Below are 16,153 nucleotides of genomic sequence, written 5' to 3'. Positions count from 1 at the left end.
AGCGCCTCCCGGACTCACTGAATGAGGCGGGACCCTAGCGGTTGGGACCTGCGACCGAAAGCCTCAGGTCCCCGCCAATATCACTCGCCCTTGAGGAAGGGCTCGACCGGGCCTTGCAGCTTGACGGTCAGGGCCTTGCCGCGACGGTCGACGCGGTTGCCGACGGCCAGGCGGACCCAACCTTCCGAGACGCAGTATTCCTCGACGTTGGTCTTTTCCTCGCCCTTGAAGCGGATGCCCACGCCGCGCATCAGCAGGTCGGCGTCGTGGAAAGGGCTGTCGGGATCGACCGAAAGGCGGTCAGGCAGGGCGTCGGACATGGAATGGTCTCGCGAAAATCGAAGCGCGCTGAATAGCGGCGCAAGGCCGCTATGCCAACCGCGCGTTGACCGCCGCCCTTACTGGACCGATTGACGCGCCGGGGCCGCGGCCGCCTCGCCCGCCGGGGCGTAGGGACGCGGACCGGCTTCGGCCGGGGCCGTCGTCGCGGCAGCGGGGCGGGTCGCCGGGCGCTGGGCCGGGCGTTGGGCGGCGGGACGCGGCGTCGGCCGGCGGGCGGGCTGCGCCGCCGGTTGAGCAGCAGGCGTGGTCGCCGGGGTCGTCGCCGCAGGGGCCGCCGTCCGCGTCGGCGCGGGCGCAGCCACCGGGGCCGGCGTCGCAGCGGGGGTCGCGGCGGGCGCGGTCCCGGCCGTGGCGGCGGCGGCGCGGGCGGCGAACTGCTGGGCCTGGAAGCGCTTGGCCAGCTTCTCGGTCAGCTCGCGGGCGCCGGCGGGCGGCATCTGGGCCATGATGGCGGCCAGGGTCCGGGGCCGCATGGCGGCGGCAACGGGCAGGCGCACGCTGTCGTCCAGGGTGTTGAACACGGCCGCCGCCTCCTTGGGCCGCATGGCGGAATAAACAGCGACCAGACGGTCGGTTTCGGCCTTTTCCTTCTCGTCGACCTGACCGACCAGGGCGGAAATCTCGCCCTTGAGAGCTTCCAGCGCCTGCAGCTTGGCGTCCAGCTTCTGCTCGGCGGCGACCATCAGCGGCAGGGTGGTGGCGAAGTCAGCGTCACGCGCGTCCAGGGCGTCGCGGCGCTTGGACAGGGACTGGATGATCCGCAGCTCTGCCGGCGAAATCCCTGCCTGCTGGGCCAGTTGTTCCGGCGTCAGGGCGCAGACGGCGGGCGCGGGCGCAGGCTTGGCGGCGCCGCCGCCCTCGCCCGGCGTCTCGCCGGTCACGGCTTCCTGCGCCCAGGCGGTCGCGCCTTGAAACAGCTCCGGCGCCACGCCCGCCGCGCGCACGGCCACGACCCCGCCGATGGCGATGGCGATCAGGGGCAGAAGGCGGGGCAGCTTGCTCATCGGTGGCACTCGGTAAGGCGGTTCAGACTTTTTGCCCCTCAAGCCGCCTGACGCCGCGCGTCAGGCATAGGGGCAAGCATCATGCGGCGAAAAGATCTTCGTCCAGGCTACGACGGGCGCGGTTTAGGCTCTGTTGCGCAGCATGGTTAGCGGCCAGGGCCTGACGCACAGGGGCGAAGGCCTCGGTCGGGGTCGCGGCCGGCGCGGCGGCGGGACGCGCGGCGGGCGCCTTCATCACGGCGCGCGCGCCCTCGATCCGCTCCATCAGCGAGGCCATGCGTCGCGCGCGCGACTCGTCGTCCAGAAGGGGCGACACCTGCGACGTGGGCGTATTCAACTCCAGCACCGGCTCCTCGACCTGAGGCTGGGGCGAAGGCGCCGACCGGGAGGGGAGACCAGCCGGGGCGCGGGCGATCAGCACCTCCAGCTCCTGCTTCACGGCGCGGGCCTTGATGATGCGGTCGTGCAGCAGGTCGGTCTCGTGGCCCGAGGCGCGCAGCGTGGCCAAGGCCTGCTCGGCGCGCCCTGCGGCCGCGTTCAGCTCGGTCACGGCGCCGGCGAAGGCCAGTTGGCCGTCGCGCAGGGCCTTCAGCTTCTTCTCCAGCTTGATGCCGTAGCCGATGGCCGCGACCAGCAGCAGCATGAGAATGGAATCGAGAATGATGCCGGTCATGTCAGCGTTTCCCTCGGCCCAGATTGGCGGCGATGTCAGGGTTGATCGGGCCTTCGACCCGCACGGCGATATGCTGGCCCTTGCGGCCCATCTTGCCGGTCGTCAGCGGAATGGAGCCCGCCCGCACCGACACTTCGGAATCCGGCGAGACATTCAGCATCAGGGTGTCCCCGACCTTGAAATTCAGCGCCTGGGACAGCGGGATCTGCTGCTCGTCCAGCACGCAGCGGACCTCGGTTTCCGTAGTCCAGAGCTCGGTGGCCAGGTGGCCTTCCCAGATGTTGTCGCGACCGAACTTCTCGCCCATGAACTGCTGCAGCAGCATCTTGCGGATGGGCTCCAGCGTCGAATAGGGCAGCAGCAGCTCGACCCGGCCGCCCCGATCTTCCATGTCGATGCGCAGCTTGACCAGGATGGCGGCGTTGGCCGGACGCGCGATGGCGGCGAAGCGCGGGTTCGTCTCCAGCCGGTCCAGGGTGAAATGCACGGGGGTCAGCGGTTCGAAGGCCTGACGCGCGTCGTTCAGGATAACCTCGACCATCCGCTGCACCAGCACCCGCTCGATGGTGGTGTAGGGCCGCCCCTCGATACGCAGGGCCGCCGTGCCGCGACGTCCGCCCAGCAGGACGTCGACGATCGAATAGATCAGATTGCTGTCGACCGTCAGCAGGCCGTAGTTGTCCAGCTCCTCGGCCCGGAACACCGCCAGGATGGCCGGCAGGGGGATCGAGTTCAGATAATCCCCGAAACGGATCGAGCTGATGGTGTCGAGGCTGACCTCGACATTGTCCGAGGTGAAGTTGCGAAGGCTGGTCGTCATCAACCGCACCAGACGGTCGAAGACGATCTCGAGCATCGGCAGGCGCTCGTAGGAGACCAGGGCCGAGTTGATGATGGCGCGGATGCCGCTCCGTTCGGAGTCGTCGCCGTCGCCCATGTCGAAGCCCAGCAGGCTGTCGATCTCGTCCTGGTTCAGCACGCGTTCGGACAGGGCCGCGCCCATGTCCGCGCCCATGTCGGCGGCGCCGCCGAAGGGATCCAGTTCGTTTTCGGCCGCCAGGGTGTCGGTCATGCCTACTGCACCAGCATTTCTTCGATCAGCACGGCGTCAACCTTGCCCGGAGCGGCGATCAGGTTGACACGACGCAGGATCTCGGCGCGCAGCTGATAGGAACCGGCCGAACCGGCCAGGTCCTCGGGACGCAGTTCGCGCAGGAAGCCCTGGAACATGTCCTGCATCCGCGGGGCCTCGCCCTGCAGGTGCGACGCCAGGTCGGCGTCCTTCATCTCCAGCGTCAGCTTCAGCTTCAGATAGGTCGGACGACCGTCCGGCGACTGAATGTTCACGATCATGTCGGGCAGGGTGTAGAAGGTCACGCCGTCGGGACCGGCCGCGATCGTGCCCGCCGCGGGGTCGGCCTCGCCGTCCTTGCCGCCGCCGTGATCCCCGCCCTTCTTCTCCGCCTTCTTGCCGTGATCTTCGGCCTTTTCGGCGCCGTGCTCTCCCGCCGCCTCGGCCGGCTTGGGCTTCATCAGGAAGAAGGCTGCGGCCCCGCCGCCGCCCAGCACGACCAGGGCCGCAGGGATGATGATGAACAGCAGGGGCAACTTCTTCTTGGCGGGCGCGCCCTCGCCGCCTTCGCCGTCCGCCACCACAGGCAGGTTGGCGTCGTCGCCTTGCGGCGCCGCGTCTTTCTTCTTGCCCAGCTTCAGCTTCAGCATCCGCACGTCGCCCCGATCCTTACAGACTTCCTGATGGGGCGATTTTGGTTAACGAGGCGTTTACGATCGGCAAATCCTGCCGGGCTCCCTGGAGGTCAATTCGGCTCAAACGCCCGCTGCGCCTGAATTAACCCTGTTGGCACGGTCGTTGCGACGAGATCGGCGAAGGAGCCGCACTCGTGGAAAACGCCGCCTACATCGGATTGTCCCGTCAGATGACGCTTCGCCGCGAGCTCGACATCGTGGCGAACAATGTCGCCAACGCCGACACCACCGGGTTCAAGGTCGAACAGCTGATGGTCGGGACCGAGGTCGGTCAGCGCGCCCGCAACGACAACATCCGCCCCTCGGCCAGCTTCGTGCTGGACAAGGGCGTGGGCCGCGACTTCGGCCAGGGCTCGATGAAGCAGACCGGCCGGTCGCTGGACTTCGGCATCGAGGGCGAAGGCGCCTTCTTCCGCGTCCAGACCGCGACAGGCGAGGCCTATACCCGCGACGGCGCCTTCACGACCAACGCCGAGGGCGTGCTGATGACCCAGCAGGGCCTGCCGGTCCTGGGCGACGGCGGCCCCATCACCCTGGACCCCGAACTGGGCCCCGTCACTGTCGGCCCCGACGGCACCATCAGCCAGGAAGGCCAGCCCGTCGGTCGCCTGAACGCCGTCCGCTTCGACGCCCTGTCTGTGCTGCAAAAGAGCGGCGACGGCCTGTACCGCAACACCTCGAACGCCCAGCCCCTCGACGCCCCGGACGTGCAGATCCGCCAGGGCATGCTGGAAGGCTCGAACGTCAACACGCTTCAGGAAATCACCAACCTGATCGAGATCAACCGCGCCTACGAGCGCGTCACCAAGATGATCGAAAACGCCAACGACCTGTCACGCCGCTCGGTCGAGCGGCTGGGCCGGGTCAGCTAACAGGACGCCTGAACGATGCGCGCTCTCAGAACCGCCACCTCCGGCATGCTGGCCCAGCAGCTGAACGTCGAGGTCATCTCCAACAACATCGCCAACATGAACACGGTCGGCTTCAAGCGTCAGCGGGCCGAGTTCCAGGACCTGCTGTACCAGAACGTCGAGCGCATGGGCGCGCAGTCCTCGACCCAGGGCACCGTCGTCCCCACCGGCATCCAGATCGGCGCCGGTGTGAAGGCCGGCAGCGTCTATCGCATCACCGAACAGGGCAGCCCCACCCGCACCGGCAACCCCTACGACATCGCGATCGACGGCAAGGGCTACTTCCAGATCACCATGCCCTCGGGCGAGATCGCCTACACCCGCGCCGGCAACTTCGCGGTGAACGGCGAGGGCCAGCTGGTCACCGAAGACGGCTATGCGGTCGAGCCCGCCATCACCATCCCCCAGGACGCCATCGACGTCTCCATCTCCAAGTCGGGCCAGGTCCAGGTCACGACCCAGGGGCAGGCGGCGCCGCAAGTCGTCGGTCAGCTGGAACTGGCGACCTTCTTCAACGAGGCGGGTCTGGAAGCCATCGGCGACAACCTGCTGCTGGAGACCGCCGCCTCGGGCGCGGCCACCATCGGCGCCCCGAACGAGGTCGGCTTCGGCCATCTGATCCAGGGCTACACCGAAGCCTCCAACGTCGATGCGGTCAGCGAAATCACCGCCCTGATCGTGGCCCAGCGCGCCTATGAAATGAACTCCAAGGTCATCACCACCGCCGACGAGATGCTGTCCGTCTCGGCCCAGGTGAAGAGCTAGGGAAAGAGCTGAGCCATGAAGCGCACCCTGATCCTCGCCGCCGCCCTCACCGCCTTCGCCGCCCCGGCCCTCGCCGGCCCGGTCAGCCTGCTGGCCGACCCCGTCGACGACGACGGCCGCGTCACCCTGGGCGAGCTGTTCGACGACGCGGGCGCCGCCGCCGGCGTCGTGGTCGGCCAGCGCCTGGGCGCCACCGCCGTCTTCGAGGCCAGCCAGATCCAGGCCGCCGCCCGCCGCGCCGGTCTGGACTGGGCCAATCCCCAGGGCCTGCGTCGCATCGTCGTGCGTGAAGGCGGCGCCCTCCCGGCCGAAGCCTCGGCCCGCCCCGCCGCCGCGACCGTGGCCTCACGCCCCGGCGCCACGGTCGAGGTCCTGACCTACGCCCGCAGCCTGGCCGCTGGCGACATCGTCCAGCCCTCCGACGTGATCTGGTCCACGGTTCAGGCCCATCAGGCCCCGGCCGGCGGTCCCCAGGACGCCGACCAGGTCGTCGGCCTGTCGGCCAAACGCGCCCTGCGCGCCGGCGCCCCTGTGACCAGCCGCGACCTGGCCTCGCCCCAGGTCATCGCCCGCAACGACATGGTCGAGGTCGCCTACATCGCCGGCGGCGTCGAGCTGACCATCACCGGCAAGGCGACCCGCAACGCCTCGGCGGGCGAGGCCCTGCCCGTCCTGAACACCCAGTCCGGCCGCACCATAGACGCCGTCGCCATCGGCCCGGGTCGGGCCGTCGCCGGTCCCGCCGCCCAGACGGCCCGCGCCAATCCCCAACAGTTCGCCGCTCGCTGAGAGATCCCGTCATGCGTAAAATCCTGATCCTCGCCGCCGCTTCTTCCGCCCTCAGCCTGGGCGCCTGCTCCACCATCACCGAGACGGTGAAGGGACCGGAACTGGCCCCCATCGGCTATCCCGCCGCCCTGGTTCCCGTCGAACAGGCCTACATGCCGACCCCGACGCCCGCCTCGGCCAACAGCCTGTGGCGCACCGGCGCTCGCAGCTTCTTCGGCGATCAGCGCGCCCGCCGCGTCGGCGACATCCTGACGGTCAACATCGACATCAACGACCGCGCCCAGACCCAGAACTCGACCCAGCGCGCCCGCAACAACAGCGTTTCCGGCGGCGTGACCAACTTCTTCGGCCTGGAGAACAGCCTGGGCCGCGCCTTCCCCGGCGGCTTCGACCCCGCCAAGATGGTCGGCACCGAAGGCGAGTCCAACGCCTCGGGCTCGGGCAGCGTCAACCGCTCGGAGCGAGTCAATCTCACGGTCGCCGCCGTGGTCACCGCCGTCATGCCCAACGGCAACATGGTCATCCAGGGTCGGCAGGAAGTGCGCACCAACCGCGAGGTGCGCGAACTGACCGTCGCGGGCATCGTGCGCCCCGAGGACATCTCCTCGGCCAACACCATCGCCCATACCCAGATCGCCGAGGCGCGCATCAGCTACGGCGGTCGCGGCGACATCAGCCGGATTCAGGCCACCCCCGCGGCCCAGGCCCTGGTGGAGCGCTTCAGCCCCTTCTGACCAACGTTCGGCAAACGTGTTGTTCCGGTGACTCGCGGTCACGGAATCGCGCGCGATCAAGCGGAGCGGTGAACTCTTAACAAGCGACCCGCGTTTGCTCTGTCGAACGCGAGTGATTTGTGATGCTGAAGTCCATTGTTCCCGCCGTCGCCGCCCTGGGTTTCATCGCCTTGGCCGGGCAGGCCCTGACCACTGCTCCGACCGCCCCGGGTCAGGGGGCGGCGGGGTGGCATCTGCTGCACGAAGGCCCGATGGCCAAGCTGGCTTACGGCCTGCCCGATTCCGACCAGGTGGCCCTGATGCTGACCTGCTCGCCCGGCGACCAGACCGCCGTCGTCTACGGCGACGCCCAGCCGCAAAGCCCGGCCCTGACCCTCGCCTCGATGGGGCCGCAGCCGATCGACCCCCTGTCTGACGGCGAGGCCTTCGAGACCCGCCTGCCCCTGAGCGACGCGGCCCTGACCGGCCTGGCGCGCGGCGGCCGCATCGCCGTCCAGACCGAGGCCGGCGACCAGCAGATTCGCGCCAGTCGGGCCGAACGCCGCATGGTGCAAGGCTTCCTCAGCTATTGCGCTTCCAGCCACGCCTGATCACAGTCCGCCCATATTCCATCAGCGGGGGCTGACCCATGACCGCCTTGATCGGGCTTGCCCAGGCGACAGCCTTGGCCATGACGCTTCAGAGCGCGCCGTCGACGACCGAAGCCTGGACCTGGACTCTCTATGGAGACAGCCGTCCCCTGGTCCTGGCCAATGAGATTCCTGACACGCCGCGCCTGCGCTCCACGCTGGAATGCGCGCCCGGCTCCAGCATCGTTCGGCTGACGCTCTATGATGCGCGTCCTGTCGAAGGCATCGCCGTCATCACTTCCGGGGGGGCCGCCGCCAACGCCGAGGCCCGCCCCCGCCATGGCCGCCTCCAGACCATGCTGCGCGCCGATCACCCTGTCTTCGCCGCCTTCCTCGCCAACGGACAGCTTGATGTCGTCGTCGGCGAACAGACGTCGCCGGTAGAGATTGATCGGACGAATCTGCCCAAGCTGCGCCGGTTCGCTGAACTCTGCACTGGCTAGGATTTCTCATGCGCCCCGTCGTCTGGATCGCCCCCGCCCTCGCGGCGCTTGCGCTCACGGCCTGTGCGCCCACGGTGAAATCCGGGCTTGTCGGCGCCGACGGCGGCGCGCCTGTCCCGACCGCCGGCTACGACTGGCACCTGAACGAAGACGCCGAAGAGGCCAGCCTGACCTTCGGTCTGGCTGAAACCGATGACGTGCCGCTGGACCTGTCATGCCGTCCGGGCTCGGGCGCCCTGCAGATTTTGCAGACCGTCGCCGAAGGCCACCCCCGCGTCATCGCCCTCGAATCCGGCGGCGACACGGAAACCTATCCCGCCAGGGCCGAGCCGTCCGCCCTGCACGACGGGATCGACCTGACAGCCGATGCGCGGGCCGCCGATCCGGTCTTCCTGCGCTTTCGCAAGCTGGGCTGGCTGGCGGCCTACGGCCCCGACTACCGCACCCCCTTCGTGGCCCAACCGGGCTCTGTCCGACAGATCGACCGCTTCTTCGCTCTCTGTGGCTAAGACCTCCGTCACAGCTTGACCGTCGGCTTCGCCGCCTGTCTGCTCTCCCCGCTTGAGGGAGGACGACATGGGCAAGCCAATCTTCGCGAAACGACTTCTGCTCGGAGCGGCTCTGGCCGCCTTCATCACGCCGCCAGCCCTGGCGCATGCCGCGTCGGGCGTCCCTGCGCCGGCTGAAACCCATGCCCCGGCCAACGCCGCCAGCGAAGCGCTCGCCGGCGTCCTGGCCGACTACGAGGCCTACCTCCGCCACATCGACCCGATCAGCGCCGGCATGGAGGGCGACCGCGAGGCCTTGTCGCGCCTGCCCGACCCCACCCGCGCGGGCGAACTGGCGCGCATCGCCCCGCTGACCGCCCTGCTGAACCGTGTCGAAGCGATCAGCCCGTCTGCGCTCAACGCGGACGAGCAACTGAACCAGTCCTTCGTCGCCTATCTGATCCGCCGCAACCTCGACGCCATCCCGCTGGACGGCGGGCGCCTGGCCTTCAGTTCCGAAGGCGGCCCCGGCCAGGGCGTGGCCTATCTGGCCAGCTCGACCCGCATCACCTCGACCGCCGACGCCGAGGCCTGGCTGTCGCGGATGAGCGCCATTCCCTCATACTACGACGCCGCCATCGCCGACGCCCGGCGCGGCCTCGACACCGGTCTGGTCCAGGCCCGCTCGGTCGTCGACAGCGCCCTGGCCCTGGCCGAAACCGACGTCAAGCCGCGCGAGGGCGGCGACATCCTGATGCAGCCGTTCAAGGTCCTGCCCGCGACCATCCCCGCCGCCGAACAGGCCGCTCTGCGCGCCCGGGCCCAGGCCCTGATCGACGGCCCCGTCGCCCAGCGTCGAATCGCCTGGCGCGACATGCTCAAGAACGACTATCGGCCGCGCGCGCCCGTCGAGCCCGGCATGACCCACCGTCCCGGCGGTCGCGAACTCTACGCCAACGCAGTGCGCAGCTACACCACCACCGACCTGACCCCGGATCAGGTGCATCAGATCGGCCTGGAGGAGGTCGCCCGCATCCGCGCCCGGATGCAGGACGAAATGCGCGCCGCCGGCTGGACGGGCGACTTCGCCGGCTTCCTCAACTTCCTGCGCACCGATCCGCAATTCTACGCCACTAGCCGCGAACAGCTTCTGGAAAAGGCGTCCGAGATCGCCAAGCGCGCCGACGACGGACTGCCCGCCCTGTTCGGGACCCTGCCCCGTCTGCCTTACGGCGTGCGGCCCGTCCCGCGCGAGATCGAGGACAGCTACACCACCGGCCGCTACAATCCCGGTTCTTTGCAGAACGGCGTGGCCGGCGGCTACATCGTCAATACGTCCAGGCTGGATCAGCGGCCCCTTTATGAGCTGCCCGCCCTGACGGTCCACGAAGCCGTCCCCGGCCACCACCTGCAGATCGCCCTGCAGCAGGAGGCGGCGGACCAGCCCTACTACCGCCGCGGCGCCGACGTGACCGCCTTCACCGAGGGCTGGGGCCTCTATTCCGAGTTCCTGGGCGAGGAGATGGGCATCTATCGCACCCCCTATGAACGCTTCGGCCGTCTCAGCTACGAGATGTGGCGCGCCTGCCGTCTGGTGGCCGACACCGGCCTGCACTGGCTGGGCTGGACCGAGGAACAGGCCCGCGCCTGCTTCCGCGACAACTCAGCCCTGGCCCCCCACAACATCGAGACCGAGCTGCAGCGCTATATCGGCTGGCCGGGTCAGGCCACGGCCTACAAGATCGGCGAGATCCGCCTGCGCCAAATCCGTCAGAAGGCCGAGCGCGAGCTGGGCTACCGCTTCGACGTCCGCACCTTCCACGACGCCCTTCTGGTCGACGGCCCCCTGCCGCTGGACCTGCTCGACGCCCGCATGGATCGCTGGATCGCCGAGCAGAAGGCGAAGTGAAGCGTTTTTCCTCCCCACTCGTGGGGAGGGGGACCGCCCTCGGGTCTTGCCTTCGGCAAGCCCAAGGACAGGCTGCGCGGTGGAGGGGCTTCGCACGTCAAAGCAGCCCCTCCGTCACGGCGCTGTGCGCCGCGCCACCTCCCCATCGCTCCGCGACAGGGAGGACAGCATCTCCGCCTTTAAAGCCCCAGCTCCGCCCGCGCCTTCTTCGTCAGCTTGCCGACGATGATCGCGTGGGCGGACCGGATATGGTCCGCCAGCTCCTCGTCCGCCCAGTCGTCGATCTGCGGCAGGTTCACCCACTTGGCGCGCGCCATATAGGGCGCTGGTCGAGCATGGCCGCTCTCGGTCAGCACCTCATAGGCGATGTCCGAGACCTTGAACGACACCCCGCCGGTCGCGCCCACCATGACGAACATCTTGCCGCCGACCTTGTAGGCGTCGTGGTCGTCGCCGAACGGATGGTCCAAGGTCGCGCCCGGCAGCGCCAGACAGACCTTGCCTACCCCCTCCCGGTCCATCAGGCGTCGACCCCCAGGCCGATCGGGCAGACCACGCCGGTGCCCCCAATGCCGCAGTACCCGGCGGGGTTCTTGGCCAGATAACCCTGGTGATAGTCCTCGGCGAAGTAATAGGGCCCGGCCGGCTCGATCTCGGTCGTGATCGTCCCCCGACCCGCCGCCGTCAGCGCCGCCTGATAGGCGTCGCGCGAGCCTTGCGCCTCCGCCTGCTGCGCATCGTTCAGCGTATAGACGGCCGAGCGATACTGCGTGCCCTGGTCATTGCCCTGGCGCATGCCCTGGGTCGGGTCATGGTTCTCCCAGAAGGCCTTCAACAAATCGCCGTAGGAAATGACCTTGGGATCGAACACCACCTGCACCACCTCGGTGTGGCCGGTCCGACCCGAGCAGACCTCCTCATAGGTCGGGTTGGGCGTGATCCCGCCCGCATAGCCGGCCGAGGTTACCCAGACGCCCGGCAGTTGCCAGAAGACCCGCTCCACGCCCCAGAAACAGCCCATGCCGAAAACGGCCGTCTCGAATCCCTCCGGATGCGGTCCCTTCAGCGCATGACCCAGGACGAAATGGGTCTCGTCGGTCGCCAGCGGCGCCTCGCGCCCCGGCAGGGCCGTCTCAACGGTCGGCAGTTCGGCGGTCTTTTGGAACAGCATCGGAAAAATCTCGCAGAAATCAGCGGCAAAATCGACTTTCCCCCATATGGGGCCTCACAGGGCGCTTGCCGAGGGGGTCATGCTGTTCTATCAGCCTCGCCTCCGCTGGAACGACCGTCCAGTGGCTGCACGGCGACGTCGTGGAAACGGACAGGTGGCGGAGTGGTCGATCGCGCACGCTTGGAAAGCGTGTGTAGGTGAAAGCCTACCGAGGGTTCGAATCCCTCTCTGTCCGCCACCCGCTTTGTTTTAAAACGATTTTTTAGAAAATCGTCACCCTCACCCACCATCTAACCCGCCAGAGCGTTTGCGCTTAGTTTTGGCAGTTCAGCGCGCTTCAATCGGTTTCACCTGATTTCATCTTGGAAGCGATGAAGCCGGTTTGCGCCGGAAGCGGACATTGTCATGCTGACGAGGTTCTGACATTCGCGGTAATCGAGCTTCTACTCCGCAACTAAACCCAGAAGGGAATCTCGGCTGATCTCCAATGGTCAGGCTTGGCAAGGTCCGCTACACCGAGCGGCATGAAATGGATCACGATTGACCAGCTGGATATCTGGGCCAGAACCCTGCAGGCGCGCACGGAATTGCCGGAGCTGGTTGCGGATCTGATCCGCGCCTCGGCCTCGACAATCAAGGATATTCGCTTCCCCAGCGGCAGCAAGGGACAGGTTCGCGGCTTCGACGGCTGGCTTGAGGCCGTGGGTGTCCCCCCCTATGTCCCCGATGGCAAATCCATCTGGGAGTTCGGGGTCTCGGGGGCGACGAACACTAAGCTGACGGCGGACTATGACAAGCGCACAAGTGAGGTGCCGGCAGCCGACCGCGCGGACCGGACACTCGTCCTGGTCACGCCTTTCACCTGGGACGACCCGCAACTCAAGATTGTCGACTGGGTCGACGGAAAGAAGGCGGCCAAAGACTGGAAGGATGTCAGGCTTCTGGATGGCGTCCAGATCATCGACTGGCTCAGCCAGCGCACTGGTGTTGCAGCGCGCTGGGCCCGTTTGATCGGTGCCAAGCCCGCAGACGTCCGATCAACCGACCAATACTGGGAAGAGTATGGCTACAGGTTCGAGACGCCCCTGAGCGAGGACGTGGTTCTTTGCGGTCGCGAAAAGAGTGCGGCCCGGCTGATCGAGGGTCTGCTGGGCTCGAACGGCGCCGTTCCCTTCGTCGCCGATTCTCCTGAGGAAGTCGTTGCGTTTGCAGTCGCCGCCATCCGCAAGGCCGAACCGTCGGTGCGCGAGTTTCTGGAGGCCCGGACCCTGATCGTGGACACAGACACGGCAGGCAAAGCCCTCCTAAGCGAAAGCCAGACGGTCTTCCTGCCCCGCGCACAGGCCGTCTCGACCATTCCCATGCTGGCTTCAAGAGGCCCGACACTCAGGGCGGGGAGTTATGATCGTCCGGACCAGGGGGCCGAGGTCCTCGACAAACCCTCCTACCAGGATCTGACGAAAGCCTTCGAGGCCATGGGCCTGGAGGGTGACAAGGCCGCCAAAACGGCCAGGGATTGTGGTCGGTCGATTACGGTTCTGGAGCGCACCTTCCCGGGGGCAGGTTTGGTCGATCCGCCGCGCTGGCGGGACCAGGGGGACAAACTTCTCGCCCCGCTCCTTGCCACCGGCTGGGATGCGCATCACCAGAAGGACTGCGCGGTTGTCGCAGCCCTCGGTGCCGGGCACTACGGCGACATTGAGCGTGACCTCCGTCCTTTCCTGCGTTCAGAAGATCCGCCGCTGGAGCAGACGGGATCGGTCTGGCGCCTGAAGGCGCCGGTCGATGCCTTCGTTCATCTCGCACACCGCCTCGGCCCGGACGATCTTGAGCGCTTCCGGGCAGCCGCCCTTCAGGTGCTTTCGGAGATCGAGCCCGACCCGAAGCCCGACGACTTCATCCTAACGTCGGCGCAAAAGCAGGAGCAGTTCAGCGAATGGCTGCGCAACGGCGTCTGCACAACGATCCTGCAGATCGCAATGCTTGCCCGCCCCGCGGGCCTGAACCTGAACGGCGCGTCCTCGCAGGACTGGGTCGACGCCCTCGTCGATGATCTGCCGCTCGACAAGGACCATCGCCTGTTCGCCAGCCTTCGCGGCCAGTTGACCTATCTCATGGAGGCGGCCCCCCGCCCTTTGTTGGCGGCCCTCGAGCGGTTGCTCGAGGGGAACCTGATCGCGCCGCTCTTCGATGAGATTGAGGGACCTTTGAGTCCGTACAGCCGCCATACAGGCGTGCTGTGGGCGCTCGAGATGCTCGCCTGGGACCCGGCGTATCTCGTCCGGGTCTGCGACATCCTCGCCCGCCTGGCCATGATCGATCCAGGCGGACGCCTGACCAACCGCCCCATCAACAGCCTGCGCGAAATCCTGCTGCCCTGGAGTCCGAACACCCATGCACCGGACAGCCTACGCCTGATCGCGCTGGAGGCGGTCGAGCGCCGCGACCCTGATATCGGCTGGCGGCTGTGCCTGTCGCTCCTTCCCAGGGACCACGATTTCAGCACGGTGACCGTGAAGCCCCGCTTCCGGGAAGCTGGCCAGGACGAGGCGGTTGCGCCGACCAACGAAAGCCTTGCGGAATTCTACATCGCGCTGGCCGGACGAGTGTTCGATCTGGCGAGAGGAAACGGAAACAGGATTACCGACCTGATCCCCCTGCTCGAACGTTTCGGGGGGACATCTTGGGAGCAGGCGATCGGCCTGGTCGATCAGTTCATGCAATCGTCGACCAGTCCCGATCGGCGTCCTGTCTGGGACGCCCTGGTCCGGCTGCGGGACCGACATCGTCGCTTCGCAGCAGCTGAATGGGCTATTTCAGAAGGTTATCTGCGGCAGGTCGAGACCTTGGTCGACAGCTACGCCCCGGTTGATGCCCTGGCCCGGTTCGGCGACCTGTTTGATGACTGGTTCCCCACGATCAAGGACACCCCCAACCCGGATGAGGAAACAATCCTCAACGCGCGTCGCGCCGCCTTGAGGGAAATGCTCAGCCGGTCCGATGCGCCAGAAGCGCTGATCACCCTCGCCTTGCAGTCCAAGCTGCCCTGGTCTGTCGGGCAGGCGGCAACCTTCGAAATCGATGATTTCGACGAACTGGCAAGCCTGATCGCTCTCGCATTCGTCGACCCGGCGCCAGCGCGCGTTGAGTTCGCAGGGTCGGTCTCGGCCAGCGCCCATAAACGCTTTGGCGACGCCTGGACGGCCCGCGTGGCGAAGCTGATCGCGGAAGCCGAGCTCACGCCGGACCAGGCCGCCCATCTGATCTATCCTTGGCCTGAAACCGATGCGACGTGGGACTTCGTGGCGTCCTTGGGTGCCGAGATCGAGACCCGGTTCTGGTCGACCAAACGGGCCTACAGGCTAAAGGCCGGGGATGCCGATCTCGGTCGCACCATCGACAGTTACGTCCAGGCCGGCCGACCGGGGGCAGCGCTTGACGCCGCCTCGGACCGACTGGAGGAACTGGGCGCACCTCGCGTCATGGAACTGCTCGACGCCCATATCGAGGAAATCCTGGCGACGGGCGGGAAAGGCGTCGACGACACCATGGGTCGCTACCGGCTGGAGCAGCTCTTCAAATTCCTCGACGCGAGCGGCACCTTCTCACGGGCCGACATCGCCCTCAGGGAAATGAAGATCTTCCCGCTTCTCTACCACGGCCAGCGCCCACTGGCCCTGCACGCGCTCATGGCTGAAGAGGGTGCCTTCTTCGCCATGATCCTGGCGCAGGTCTATCCGCCGAAGACCGACGACATCGCCGACGAAGCCGCGAAACCGGCGCGACAGAAACGTGCCGAAGTCGGGTTCCGCCTGCTTCACGACTTCAAGACGGCGCCGGGGGTAACCGACGACAACGGGGGCATGGACAAGGACAGGGCCTTGGCTTGGATTACCGCGGTGCGAGCAGCCAATACCGATCCGGACCGCAACTCGCTCTACGACGTCTTCATCGGTCAAGCGCTCGCTCACGCGCCCATGGACCCAGACGGTGGCTGGCCCCACACCGCGCTTCGGGACATCCTGGAACAGTTGGTGCCCCCCGACATCGAGCGCGGGATCGCGACCGAGCGCTTCAACATGCGCGGCGTCTTCATGAAATCGCTGTTCGAGGGCGGAGGCCAGGAGCGTGATCTCGCCGCTACCTACCGTGAGTGGAAGGATCTGGCGGCGGCCTGGCCCCGGACGAGCACATTGCTCGAGAACATCGCTAGGCGATGGGATAGCAACGCCGAGGATTCCGACCTGCGCGCCCGACAGGACATGATGCGGGACTAAAGCCGAAGCTCGCCTCCGGTCTCAGGGCCTCCTTGAGTCAAGGTCGCATCGACTGCACCGAGAACGTCAATGACTAAATGCCGTAAGCACTTCAACGTGCGCCGAGCGGACCTGCGGAAGGTCAGCTTTGAGTCAGAAACGGTCATGGTGCCTCACCATGACGCGAATGACTGAAAATGACTCAAAGCGGCGGTTGGTAAGGCCTACTTGTCGGCTCTTAGTGGGTGCTGCCAAGTCCGGACCTGTAGCTT

General features: G+C 67.2%; 16 protein-coding genes and 1 tRNA gene. 10 read left to right on the top strand and 7 right to left on the bottom strand.

Going from position 1 to position 16,153, the window contains the following annotated elements:
• Positions 1-80: 80 nt before the first annotated feature.
• The 5 genes from ACZ5XO_RS04025 to ACZ5XO_RS04005 all read right to left on the bottom strand — a co-directional run bounded on the left by ACZ5XO_RS04025 (position 81) and on the right by ACZ5XO_RS04005 (position 3,741).
• Positions 81-320: a DUF3297 family protein gene (locus tag ACZ5XO_RS04025; protein WP_312063422.1), complete on the bottom strand. Its 240-nt coding sequence runs from the start codon at positions 318-320 to the stop codon at positions 81-83.
• Between the two features lie 78 nt (positions 321-398).
• The gene (locus ACZ5XO_RS04020) at positions 399-1,346 is read right to left on the bottom strand and encodes a MotE family protein (RefSeq protein ID WP_464164031.1); all 948 of its coding nucleotides are present in this window, start codon (positions 1,344-1,346) and stop codon (positions 399-401) included.
• 79 nt (positions 1,347-1,425) lie between these two features.
• A complete protein-coding gene (locus tag ACZ5XO_RS04015) occupies positions 1,426-2,019 on the bottom strand; it encodes a DUF6468 domain-containing protein (RefSeq protein WP_464164030.1) in 594 nt (197 codons plus the stop codon).
• A gap of 1 nt (position 2,020) precedes the next feature.
• A complete protein-coding gene (gene fliM, locus ACZ5XO_RS04010; RefSeq protein ID WP_464164029.1) occupies positions 2,021-3,091 on the bottom strand; it encodes a flagellar motor switch protein FliM in 1,071 nt (356 codons plus the stop codon).
• Positions 3,092-3,093: 2 nt separating this feature from the next.
• Positions 3,094-3,741 (bottom strand): flagellar basal body-associated FliL family protein, encoded by a 648-nt coding sequence (locus tag ACZ5XO_RS04005; protein ID WP_464164028.1) that lies wholly within the window; start codon positions 3,739-3,741, stop codon positions 3,094-3,096.
• 179 nt (positions 3,742-3,920) lie between these two features.
• On the opposite strand from ACZ5XO_RS04005, the gene flgF reads away from it, so the two are divergent.
• From flgF to ACZ5XO_RS03965, 8 genes are all read left to right on the top strand, one after another.
• A complete protein-coding gene (flgF, locus tag ACZ5XO_RS04000; protein WP_464164027.1) occupies positions 3,921-4,658 on the top strand; it encodes a flagellar basal-body rod protein FlgF in 738 nt (245 codons plus the stop codon).
• Between the two features lie 15 nt (positions 4,659-4,673).
• Positions 4,674-5,462: a flagellar basal-body rod protein FlgG gene (flgG, locus tag ACZ5XO_RS03995; RefSeq protein WP_464164026.1), complete on the top strand. Its 789-nt coding sequence runs from the start codon at positions 4,674-4,676 to the stop codon at positions 5,460-5,462.
• Between the two features lie 15 nt (positions 5,463-5,477).
• Positions 5,478-6,251: a flagellar basal body P-ring formation chaperone FlgA gene (gene flgA / locus ACZ5XO_RS03990; protein ID WP_464164025.1), complete on the top strand. Its 774-nt coding sequence runs from the start codon at positions 5,478-5,480 to the stop codon at positions 6,249-6,251.
• A gap of 11 nt (positions 6,252-6,262) precedes the next feature.
• Positions 6,263-6,985, top strand: coding sequence for a flagellar basal body L-ring protein FlgH (gene flgH / locus ACZ5XO_RS03985; protein WP_464164024.1), 723 nt, complete (start codon positions 6,263-6,265; stop codon positions 6,983-6,985).
• A 122-nt stretch (positions 6,986-7,107) separates the two neighbouring features.
• Positions 7,108-7,575, top strand: coding sequence for a hypothetical protein (locus ACZ5XO_RS03980; RefSeq protein WP_464164023.1), 468 nt, complete (start codon positions 7,108-7,110; stop codon positions 7,573-7,575).
• A gap of 38 nt (positions 7,576-7,613) precedes the next feature.
• Entirely contained in the window at positions 7,614-8,057 is a 444-nt protein-coding gene (locus ACZ5XO_RS03975; protein WP_464164022.1) for a hypothetical protein, read from the top strand.
• Positions 8,058-8,065: 8 nt separating this feature from the next.
• Entirely contained in the window at positions 8,066-8,566 is a 501-nt protein-coding gene (locus ACZ5XO_RS03970) for a hypothetical protein (protein ID WP_464164021.1), read from the top strand.
• A gap of 67 nt (positions 8,567-8,633) precedes the next feature.
• Positions 8,634-10,454 (top strand): DUF885 domain-containing protein, encoded by a 1,821-nt coding sequence (locus ACZ5XO_RS03965; RefSeq protein WP_464164020.1) that lies wholly within the window; start codon positions 8,634-8,636, stop codon positions 10,452-10,454.
• 179 nt (positions 10,455-10,633) lie between these two features.
• On the opposite strand, the gene ACZ5XO_RS03960 is transcribed toward ACZ5XO_RS03965, so the two are convergent.
• Positions 10,634-10,975, bottom strand: a complete 342-nt coding sequence (locus tag ACZ5XO_RS03960; protein ID WP_404622005.1) for an MmcQ/YjbR family DNA-binding protein — start codon at positions 10,973-10,975, stop codon at positions 10,634-10,636.
• On the bottom strand, positions 10,975-11,625 hold the full coding sequence (msrA, locus tag ACZ5XO_RS03955; protein WP_464164019.1) for a peptide-methionine (S)-S-oxide reductase MsrA: 651 nt from the start codon (positions 11,623-11,625) through the stop codon (positions 10,975-10,977). The genes ACZ5XO_RS03960 and msrA overlap by 1 nt, the downstream gene beginning before the upstream one ends.
• Before the next feature lie 148 nt (positions 11,626-11,773).
• Here msrA and ACZ5XO_RS03950 point away from each other — a divergent pair.
• Positions 11,774-11,863: transfer RNA gene (locus ACZ5XO_RS03950), tRNA-Ser, on the top strand.
• 286 nt (positions 11,864-12,149) lie between these two features.
• The gene (locus ACZ5XO_RS03945) at positions 12,150-15,902 is read left to right on the top strand and encodes a hypothetical protein (RefSeq protein WP_464164018.1); all 3,753 of its coding nucleotides are present in this window, start codon (positions 12,150-12,152) and stop codon (positions 15,900-15,902) included.
• Positions 15,903-16,153: the final 251 nt, after the last annotated feature.

Source organism: Brevundimonas sp. T2-11 (assembly GCF_055397675.1).
The sequence above is the reverse complement of the archived record's forward strand: the minus strand, read 5'-3'. Positions and strand labels throughout refer to the sequence as shown.